This is a genomic window from Sphingomonas sp. PP-CE-1A-559 (assembly GCF_004340965.1).
GTDB lineage: Bacteria > Pseudomonadota > Alphaproteobacteria > Sphingomonadales > Sphingomonadaceae > Sphingomonas.
In genome coordinates this window covers 1-8,282 of record NZ_SLYA01000024.1, presented here as the reverse complement: position 1 = coordinate 8,282, position 8,282 = coordinate 1, and the positions used below count along the sequence as shown (strand labels likewise).

Genomic DNA, 8,282 nt, shown 5'->3' with positions numbered 1-8,282 from the left:
GCGCGCTTTTACGAGACGTCCTGATCGGTAATCTGTCTACAACCGCAGCCGCCTTCGCAATTTGAGAAATCGTAGCCAGTCTCAAAATTCGATCGCGTTTCGAGAATGTTCGCGAGCCTTAGTCATCCTTGAATAAGCGTGTCGATAAGCCGGTCTTCAGCAGGGAGTTGCCCATCGAGCATCAGCATGGCGAGGCCATGAACCAGCGACCAGGCTCGTAGCGCGCCATCCTCCACTTGATCCAAACCAGCATCGTTCGCCGATGCCGAAGCGGCGTTAACGCGCAACATCTGTAGCGCCTCTATCTCACCCGTGGCCTGCAACTGCGCGGACGAGGTAAAGATCAGACGGAAGAGGGCCGGATTGGCGAGTGCGAAACGCACATAGGCCCGGCCGGTCGCGGCAAACGCAGCAGCACCGTCCTTGCCGTTTGACGCATCTCGCTGGGCAATCGCGAGCCGGTCCAACCCTTCCCGAGCGAGCGCCCGCATCAACGCTGCCTTGTCGGGAAAATGTCGGTAGACCGACGTCGCGCTAACCCCGACCTCGCGCGCCATCTCTCGCAGCGATACGCCTTCCACGTCACGTTCCGCCAACAGCCGCAGCCCGACCTCGATCAGCGCAGCCCGCAGATCGCCATGATGATAGCGTTTTTCCATGTTGACACTGTTACCTTCTCAACTATGCTCACGATGTAAACATTGGAGGCGGGCATGGCTAGCGTTCTAGCGCAGATTGATGATGGAAACGGGGAGGGGCCTCGGACGGGGCACCCCTTTCTGTCTGGCATCCACCGGCCGATGGCGGAGGAATTGACGCTGACCGAGCTGGCGGTGCGCGGCACCATCCCGCCAGCATTGCAGGGTCGCTATCTGCGGACCGGTCCTAACCCGGTCGCAGCCGATCCCGCATCGTACCACTGGTTCACCGGCGACGGCATGGTTCACGGCCTGGCGATCCGCGACGGCAAGGCCCTGTGGTATCGCAATCGCTGGATCGGATCGCGCAGCAACGCGGCTGCCCGCGGAACGACGCCGGCATTAGGGCCGCGGCACGGTTCCAGCGACACGGTGAACACCAATGTTATAGATTTGGCCGGGCGCGTCTTCGCGGTCGTCGAAGGCGGCAGTTACCCCGTTGCACTGTCCGATACGCTCGACGAGCAGCGCTACGACGATTTCGCTGGTTCGCTCGTCGGGTCGTTCACCGCGCATCCCCACCGCGACCCGCTAACCGGCGAGTATCACGGCATCTGCTATGAGGGCAGGCGTCTCGACGAGATCCGCCACGTCGTCCTCGATGCCACCGGCAAGGTCGTCCGTGAGGCGCCGATCGCGGTCGAGCATGGCCCAATGATTCACGATTGCGCGGTCACCGCGCGTTACGTCGTCATCCTCGACCTCCCGGTGACCTTCTCGCTGGCAACCCATCTGGCTGGCCAGCCGCTGCCTTATGCCTGGAACCCTGTGCATCGTGCCCGCGTCGGACTGATGCCGCGCGACGGCGATCAGCATGCCATCATCTGGTGTGACGTCGATCCGGCCTATGTCTTCCACGTCGCTAACGCCTTCGACCTACCCGATGGTCGGGTGGTGCTCGACGTTTGTGCATATCCGACGATGTTCGCCGGTGTGCCTGGTGGCCCGGACGTGGCCTCGCGCGGGCTGGAGCGCTGGACGCTCGATCCTGCTACCGGAACGACAGCGATCCGCACTATCGATGCCACACCGCAGGAGTTTCCCCGCGTCGACGAGCGCCGGTTCGGTCAAGCCTACCGCTATGCCTATGCCATGGGCACACAATCGGACCGACGCTTCCAGAGCGCTAGCCGGCTCTACAAACACGACCTCGTAGCGGGCGGCCGGCAAGTGCACGACTTCGGCCCCGGCCGTCATCCTGGCGAATTCGTTTTCGTTCCCGCGCACGACACTGCGGATGAAGACGAAGGATGGCTGATGGGCTTCGTCATCGACGCACCGAACGACACCACCGAGCTGGTCATCCTCGATGCAAGCCGGTTCGAGCACGCGCCGGTCGCCACGATCCGCCTGCCGCACCGCATCCCGCCGGGCTTTCACGGCAACTGGATCAACGGGGGAGAAGCACAATGAACACGATCGTCACGACCATGAAGGACAGCACTGTAATGAACCGCCAAACCGGCAGCCGCATCGGCCTTCTCGCCATCGAAGCCGGCGTCAATTTCGGGCTACCGCTGCTGATCTACGATCGCGTGGCGCCGCTGTCAGGCGACGTAATCGCGCTGATGGCCTCCTCGCTGCCGCCTTTGCTCTGGTCGCTCGTCGAGTTCGTTCGTCGCCGTCGTGTCGATGCGCTGTCGATCCTTGTGCTGGCCGGCATTGCGCTGTCGCTGCTCGCCATGCTCGGGGGCGGGTCCGTCCGCTTTCTTCAATTACGCGAGAACCTCGTGTCGGCATTGATCGGCCTTGTATTCCTTGGATCGGCTGCGATCGGTCGCCCGCTGATCTATCAACTGGCTCGTGCCGGCCTGGCGCGCAAATCGCCGGGCGAGGTCGCGGCGTTCGAGGCCAAGCGTGACACGCCCCGCTTCCGTCGCGTGATGACGATCATGACGCTGGTCTGGGGTGTCGGCCTGCTCACGTCGTCGGCGCTCGCCTGCGTGCTCGTCTTCGTCCTCAGCATTCACGATTACATGCTGGTCAGCCCGTTTGTCGGCTACGGCTCAATGGGCGCGCTCGCGCTTTGGACCGTCTGGTACAAGCGTCTCGCACAACGCCGGGCGGCACGTTGAATCGCTGAAGTCTGCTCTACGGGATCAAACCTCGGGAAGCGTCACGGGCAAAGAATAGCCCCGCGGGCGCTTCCCAAACCACCGGGGCAGCGGCAATGCTATGCGACGACCCAAGTCCTCAGCTAGTCTGTCGCGCTCGTCTCATTGCCGCCTTACGGCGGAGCAGTAGGCCACCAACTATCAGGGTAACCACAATACCTGCCGGTATTTGTACCAGCCAGAACCTGTCATCGTTTCCAAGATCCCAAGGCCAGGCATGGCAGCTTGAGGCACCTGACGAATAGCCACATGCCAAATTTGACAGGTAAAAGTAGAACAGGACCGCACAGCCGGTGACAAAAGCCGCCAAGGCAAAAAGGAGAATGGAAAAGAACCGCATCCCCACGGTCTGCTGCAGCGTGACCGATACGGCAAGGGTATCGAATTTCGGGAATGTCCGGGTTGGGAAGGAAAGCGGACGGGCGGCTTCTGAGGCCAGCTCGATGGAAAGCGAACTCACCGCGTAAGTGCTGACTTCCAGCCAGTCTCTGTAAGGTCGATCTGGTCGGTTGCGAAATCCGTGTCGAACCCCTGTTCCCATGGGAAAATACCACTTCGATCCGGCCAGACAATTTGAAGGCATGGGAACTCGTCATTACCGTAAAACCATCGGCTCCAGCCAAGGTGATCTCGGTAGAACCGCTTCGCCACCGGAAAGGCATAGGCAAGGAAGTTTTCAAACGCCCTATCGGTTGGCTCGCCTACTGGCAGTGGCAACCCCGCCTTAGCCTCTCGGAATAGCTCCCAGAACACGTCATGGGCTATCTCACGCTTCATGCCGAACATGATCAGTTCTGGCTGACCCGTGTTCACCCACAACCCCGTGGTAAATGAGAACCCCGGCCCTTCGGTGTCGCCAAACACTGCGGTATCGAACCAGCCATGCTCTCGGACCTTGGCTACAAACGCTCGCTCGGCATCATCCAGAGCCTCAGCAGGCGCGTTCAGGGCGGTTCGCATGAGCGGTAGCTAACCCTCCCGCTGAACGTCCGCAATCGGGAAGCACAACAGCCATCCCGAATGACCTATTCTGGGCGTAGGCGGACGTCAGGTCGGAACCCGCTTCCCGTCAATTTCGACCTCATAATCGCTGCCCTCGACCCAAAAGCGGATCATCCCGGCATGATACTCTGTGTAGGACGTGTCTTCTCGATCAACGTGCGGACTGTAGTGGATGGCGAACCTCGCGCCTGCCGGGATCGGCTCGACCGCCCCCCACGGTTCCACCATAAATTCAATGGCTCCATCAGTTTCGTTCGAGAAGCGCACTGTGACCATGAACGTGGTCTAAGGCTTGATCGAACGTCCGCAAGTGGGCGGGAGCCGTCCGGCAGCTTTCCTGCTCGATAGCGGTCCGTCGGCTTTCGGGTAATCCGGTCGGCTCGGAACCGCCGGAACGGCACGACGTGATAGTTAGGGGCTCTTAGGCGGCGAACTATCTGATAGCGTCAAATAACTTATCTCCAATATGCCAGTTTTCATTCCCGGGATGAATTTTGCTTATTTTAATGGCAGACAGCCATCCAATGTTACTTTCCATTTTTGCTTTTGCGTCCGCCCTATCTGCAGGAACTTCTTTTTCTATTAGGGCGGATATATGATCGGCCACCATGGCGGCTGCGGCTGTGGTAACTTCCTTGAAGACCATTGCGACCATAACATCAGGGAAATTCTCGACTCTAACCGAAATTGATAGGCCATTTCGAGAATCAAGCGTGCGCCTCGCTTGATTCTCTTCACAGGTTGCCAAAGGATTGAGGGCGATGCCGAGTGACCCCCCAACCCGAATTCCTTCACGACGAGACAAGAATTCAACCTGAATAAATCTATAAAACCCCATTGGCACATTTATAGAAAAAGAGCGGCTCGCTATCATCTAGAATAGTATAAAAACCACGGCAAACCATCTCCACTACGAGAAAATCTGAACATAGTCTGATATTTCTCATTACCTACCCCTAGAATATCATGATAAATCTAAACGTCACGCGTTTCAGAGTGGTCGGCGTTGCCGGGAAAGGAGTGCCATATGGCAATTTTTATTCCATCGTCCCAAACTAACCCCTTGCCCACCGTAAACAAGATTATCCAGCCTGACTTTTGCATCAGGGGTGACCGGACGGAAAAGATCGCGCTGAACGGATGACCGCTTTCGGGAGCCGTATTTTGCAACCCGAGCGTCCGGCATTTGGGCGATAGCGGAATGGCCGATATGGAGAGGAAAGCGGACGGTCCGCTATTGAAGGCGTGTGGCGTTAGCGAACGTCGCCTGAGGCTGCCGCCTTCCCAAAAATGAGCGATGACGGCATGCGGAAAGGCAATTGAAGGCATCTTCGGACCGATCAGGCGCCAGTAGGACAATTGCAGCCCCCTTCGATTTACTAACCTTTGCGGGCGCTTGGCATGCGACGATCGCTGCCCTCATCGCAGAGACTTGCGCGAGTGGCCCCGTTGCGAACGGCACGGCGCGATGGGGTTGGTAAGCAGGTTCGGCGGCCACCAGTAATACGAAAAGAGCGATCATCCAGCTACTCTGTGGCCAGAACTGAATGTCCACAAGTGGGCGCTAGTGTCTATCATCGCGCCTCAAGTCGGCTAGCAAACCGACTAGCTGCTGCCTACGCGAAGGAGCGTAATTCGGGTCTTTCTCACGAATGTCATCGTCGTCGGCCCAATAGCTTAAGCCATGCCACGCTTTCCGCTCAGCACCGCGCAACACGGCGGGATTGGCAATAGCCGCATCAAGCTCGCCGTTCGTGACGTCGCTCCCATCGATAACGCGCTCGAGACAGTCGATCAGGAAGGTGCGAGCGTCGGTCATGTGTAGCAATCTGGCCCAACGCCGACGCCCCGGCAATGTCCGCTATCGGGATCAGCAAACCAGCCCAGCTAGGTCCGGGTTTGGGCGTTCTTGCCCGAGCCGACATTCTCGCGAGGGATCGAGAAATGGGAAACGGAATGTCGGCAACGAATAGCTAGGCTCGATGAATTGAGATTATTCGACAGCGGTGTTCATGGTCGGATATTATTCGAAGGTTAGGAGAGGTTCGATGCCCAGCAGGATTGAGGCGCTGATACCGACGCCCCCGCCGGAGCGGATCGACGCATTGCAGAGTCTCATCCTTCGGATCGTCGATTGTTTGGATGCTGACGAGGAGTGCGACGCGCTCATCGCCGAAGCCGATGCGCTGGCGGGATCGCAGGGGTATGATAGCATCACGTTTAGCAACCTGAACAGTTGGACCAGCGAACGTGATTTTGCGGTGTTGGCAGCGATGGGACCTCCTCCAGGCATCCCCGACCTTACCGTTCAGGAAGTTGCGGAATGCATCGGCGTCATCGAAGCTGCGGACGAACCAAGGAGCAGCTTTTGCCTCGGTATTCTTGAGCGCACTTTCCCTAACGTACCTATCTGCGACATAATTTATTGGCCTAAGGCGGCAGCATCATCCGACGATCTAGCCGCGGAGATTGTCAGGCTAGCCAACGAGCCTCTCCCTACTCTGCCCGCCCCATAAGTGCCCGGGAATGATTTCTGCAGGTCTGGTTTCTCGATTGGGATCGCGAAATGGAAATTCTGTTGGCTGGGGGCGAATTGCGAAATTTGGAACGGGACTGGACCTGCCGCCTGAGACCGACGAACTGATACTAACAAACGGATTGGGACACCGATGGCAGACAAGCAGCAGTTCGAGGCAATCGTTGGCGACATTAGCCGAAAGCTGTGGTCGATCTTCCCCGAGGACGCAGTGGAGATGCGGTTCGAGGCGCAGTTTCATGAGTGGATGCAGACTGCGGGCGTCAGTCAATGGACCCGTCGCGACGGCGTGCGAGGGCAGTATGTCGGCTTCGGTAGCCGGCCCGAAGAGGTTGAGGAGTCAATAAAGTTCGATCTCGCGAGAATGAGAACGCTCGACATCTTCCTGCCGAAACGTTGGAATCACGTTACGGTGACCTTGACCGAAAATGCTAAAATCAACTTTGACTATGCATATGTCGACGAAATCGATCAGTGGCCTCGCCTTCATCTGATTGGGATCAGCGGTCTCGATCAAGTAGAGGCAACCCGCGATTACGGCATACCTGCTGCCGATTGGCGGCACGTCGCCAGCGAGGTGCTCAAGATTAGGAGGGCGGAATATGAGGCTGCGCGGGCTTTGGGAGATACAGTTATACAGCATGCCTTGGTGCAGACGATTAAAGAACTACAGAGCCGGATCGAAGCTGCTGCGATTTAGCACGCGCCGCGCGCCGATAGGGTAGTGCAATCACAGCGGCAAATGCATTCCCGTTAGGATGGTAGATCAGGATTTTTCCAAAGCTCAAGCAGATCCGTTATCAGGGCGTATCACATCAACCTTTTGATAGGGGGTGACGTTGCAGACGATCGTATTCGAGGGATGGGGTCTGCGGATCACCTGCGAAGACGACCTTTATATAGCTGAATACGACAGCGGAGAGTCGGCCGGCAGCCGACTTCTTCACCGTTCGATAACGGCTGAACAAGCGGCGCGAGCAATGCAAAGCGAAGACAGCGCTTATCGTGTTCTGCTGGAGGTGGACGATAACGCTGATCCGAGCGATGTTCCCAATTAGGAACGAGCCGTGAGAAGCCGGCAGCCCTCTCGAAAGGGATCGAATTTCGGGAATGTCCGGGTTTGAGGATTGCAGACGGGCAGATTTTCGCTGGAGATCGTTGCATATCGGACGTTCCAGCGCGATGCTTTCACGAATGAACAACTGGACATCCGGCTTCACACAGTCCGAACTGGACCGAGCGCAGGAGCGGTACGATATCCGCTTCCCGCCCGATCTAGCGGCTCTTCTTTTGGATAGAAGCCCTGTCGGCGGATATAATTGGAACGCGGACGATCATCGCATTCAGGAGATGCTTGCTTGGCCGACAGAACTACTTTTGTTTGACGTCGACGAAAACGGGCTTTGGTGGCCCGGCTGGGGTGAGCGTCCTGCTGAAAAGGGTGCTCGACAAGAAGTCGTTCGCGACGCCGTAAGGCAGGTTCGCAAACTAATTCCGCTACTCGGCCACCGCTTCATCCCGCAAACTCCAGAGATAGCAGGCAACCCCGTTTTCTCTATGCACGGCTTCGACACTATTTATTACGGTGCAAATCTAATTGAGTATTTCGAAAATGAGTTTGGCGGCACCCACCTGATTGGGGAAACTCGCTACGTTCCCTTTTGGTCTGATATCGTCGACTGGTGACGATAGGTATTTTCTGCGATGCCAACTTGCAGTTAGCGACAGCACGGCGGGACCGATCGCGTTTCTGCATCATGAACGGCCCTAATGGGGAGGAGAGCGGACAGGCGTCTTTCGGACTTGCATGCCAGAAATTCGCCATCGAACGTGCCCGCCAAATGCATCGGATTTTTGCATCGGCGGATATCGAGCCTTCCTGCCGTTTTCGGCCGCTGCAAAATCCGTGAGTTTTGCATCGGGTAGGCGACA

General features: G+C 57.6%; 13 protein-coding genes. 7 read left to right on the top strand and 6 right to left on the bottom strand.

Annotation, left to right across the window (positions count from 1 at the left end):
- Positions 1 to 122: 122 nt before the first annotated feature.
- Positions 123 to 659 (bottom strand): TetR/AcrR family transcriptional regulator, encoded by a 537-nt coding sequence (locus tag C8J42_RS19810; RefSeq protein ID WP_133021528.1) that lies wholly within the window; start codon positions 657 to 659, stop codon positions 123 to 125.
- A 54-nt stretch (positions 660 to 713) separates the two neighbouring features.
- Here C8J42_RS19810 and C8J42_RS19805 point away from each other — a divergent pair, with 54 nt between their 5' ends.
- The 3 genes from C8J42_RS19805 (at position 714) to C8J42_RS20390 (ending at position 3,279) form a co-directional block, all read left to right on the top strand.
- Positions 714 to 2,111: a carotenoid oxygenase family protein gene (locus C8J42_RS19805; protein ID WP_133021527.1), complete on the top strand. Its 1,398-nt coding sequence runs from the start codon at positions 714 to 716 to the stop codon at positions 2,109 to 2,111.
- Positions 2,108 to 2,773, top strand: a complete 666-nt coding sequence (locus C8J42_RS19800; protein ID WP_243644639.1) for a VC0807 family protein — start codon at positions 2,108 to 2,110, stop codon at positions 2,771 to 2,773. The genes C8J42_RS19805 and C8J42_RS19800 overlap by 4 nt, the downstream gene beginning before the upstream one ends.
- Before the next feature lie 332 nt (positions 2,774 to 3,105).
- The gene (locus C8J42_RS20390) at positions 3,106 to 3,279 is read left to right on the top strand and encodes a hypothetical protein (RefSeq protein WP_207897199.1); all 174 of its coding nucleotides are present in this window, start codon (positions 3,106 to 3,108) and stop codon (positions 3,277 to 3,279) included.
- Here the strand turns inward: C8J42_RS20390 and C8J42_RS19790 are convergent.
- From C8J42_RS19790 to C8J42_RS19770, 5 genes are all read right to left on the bottom strand, one after another.
- Entirely contained in the window at positions 3,269 to 3,772 is a 504-nt protein-coding gene (locus C8J42_RS19790) for a DUF4262 domain-containing protein (protein ID WP_133021525.1), read from the bottom strand. The genes C8J42_RS20390 and C8J42_RS19790 overlap by 11 nt on opposite strands.
- Before the next feature lie 87 nt (positions 3,773 to 3,859).
- Positions 3,860 to 4,090 carry a hypothetical protein gene (locus C8J42_RS19785; RefSeq protein WP_133021524.1) on the bottom strand — a complete coding sequence of 77 codons (231 nt, stop codon included), beginning with the start codon at positions 4,088 to 4,090 and terminating at the stop codon, positions 3,860 to 3,862.
- Between the two features lie 157 nt (positions 4,091 to 4,247).
- The gene (locus C8J42_RS19780; RefSeq protein WP_133021523.1) at positions 4,248 to 4,688 is read right to left on the bottom strand and encodes a hypothetical protein; all 441 of its coding nucleotides are present in this window, start codon (positions 4,686 to 4,688) and stop codon (positions 4,248 to 4,250) included.
- A gap of 101 nt (positions 4,689 to 4,789) precedes the next feature.
- Complete coding sequence (locus C8J42_RS19775) at positions 4,790 to 5,173, bottom strand: hypothetical protein (RefSeq protein WP_133021522.1); 384 nt, start codon at positions 5,171 to 5,173, stop codon at positions 4,790 to 4,792.
- 205 nt (positions 5,174 to 5,378) lie between these two features.
- Positions 5,379 to 5,633 (bottom strand): hypothetical protein, encoded by a 255-nt coding sequence (locus C8J42_RS19770; protein WP_133021521.1) that lies wholly within the window; start codon positions 5,631 to 5,633, stop codon positions 5,379 to 5,381.
- Positions 5,634 to 5,862: 229 nt separating this feature from the next.
- Here C8J42_RS19770 and C8J42_RS19765 point away from each other — a divergent pair, with 229 nt between their 5' ends.
- The 4 genes from C8J42_RS19765 (at position 5,863) to C8J42_RS19750 (ending at position 8,036) form a co-directional block, all read left to right on the top strand.
- Entirely contained in the window at positions 5,863 to 6,330 is a 468-nt protein-coding gene (locus C8J42_RS19765) for a hypothetical protein (RefSeq protein ID WP_133021520.1), read from the top strand.
- 153 nt (positions 6,331 to 6,483) lie between these two features.
- Positions 6,484 to 7,050, top strand: coding sequence for a hypothetical protein (locus tag C8J42_RS19760; protein ID WP_133021519.1), 567 nt, complete (start codon positions 6,484 to 6,486; stop codon positions 7,048 to 7,050).
- A gap of 139 nt (positions 7,051 to 7,189) precedes the next feature.
- Positions 7,190 to 7,408, top strand: a complete 219-nt coding sequence (locus C8J42_RS19755) for a hypothetical protein (RefSeq protein WP_133021518.1) — start codon at positions 7,190 to 7,192, stop codon at positions 7,406 to 7,408.
- Positions 7,409 to 7,544: 136 nt separating this feature from the next.
- A complete protein-coding gene (locus C8J42_RS19750; protein WP_133021517.1) occupies positions 7,545 to 8,036 on the top strand; it encodes a hypothetical protein in 492 nt (163 codons plus the stop codon).
- Positions 8,037 to 8,282: the final 246 nt, after the last annotated feature.

Bases quoted from the DNA above. Each gene is read 5' to 3' on its own strand.
- C8J42_RS19810 (WP_133021528.1), bottom strand. From the start codon at position 659: ATGGAAAAACGCTATCATCATGGCGATCTGCGGGCTGCGCTGATCGAG.
- C8J42_RS19805 (WP_133021527.1), top strand. From the start codon at position 714: ATGGCTAGCGTTCTAGCGCAGATTGATGATGGAAACGGGGAGGGGCCT.
- C8J42_RS19800 (WP_243644639.1), top strand. From the start codon at position 2,108: ATGAACACGATCGTCACGACCATGAAGGACAGCACTGTAATGAACCGC.
- C8J42_RS19790 (WP_133021525.1), bottom strand. From the start codon at position 3,772: ATGCGAACCGCCCTGAACGCGCCTGCTGAGGCTCTGGATGATGCCGAG.
- C8J42_RS19785 (WP_133021524.1), bottom strand. From the start codon at position 4,090: ATGGTCACAGTGCGCTTCTCGAACGAAACTGATGGAGCCATTGAATTT.
- C8J42_RS19780 (WP_133021523.1), bottom strand. From the start codon at position 4,688: ATGATAGCGAGCCGCTCTTTTTCTATAAATGTGCCAATGGGGTTTTAT.
- C8J42_RS19770 (WP_133021521.1), bottom strand. From the start codon at position 5,633: ATGACCGACGCTCGCACCTTCCTGATCGACTGTCTCGAGCGCGTTATC.
- C8J42_RS19765 (WP_133021520.1), top strand. From the start codon at position 5,863: ATGCCCAGCAGGATTGAGGCGCTGATACCGACGCCCCCGCCGGAGCGG.
- C8J42_RS19760 (WP_133021519.1), top strand. From the start codon at position 6,484: ATGGCAGACAAGCAGCAGTTCGAGGCAATCGTTGGCGACATTAGCCGA.
- C8J42_RS19750 (WP_133021517.1), top strand. From the start codon at position 7,545: ATGAACAACTGGACATCCGGCTTCACACAGTCCGAACTGGACCGAGCG.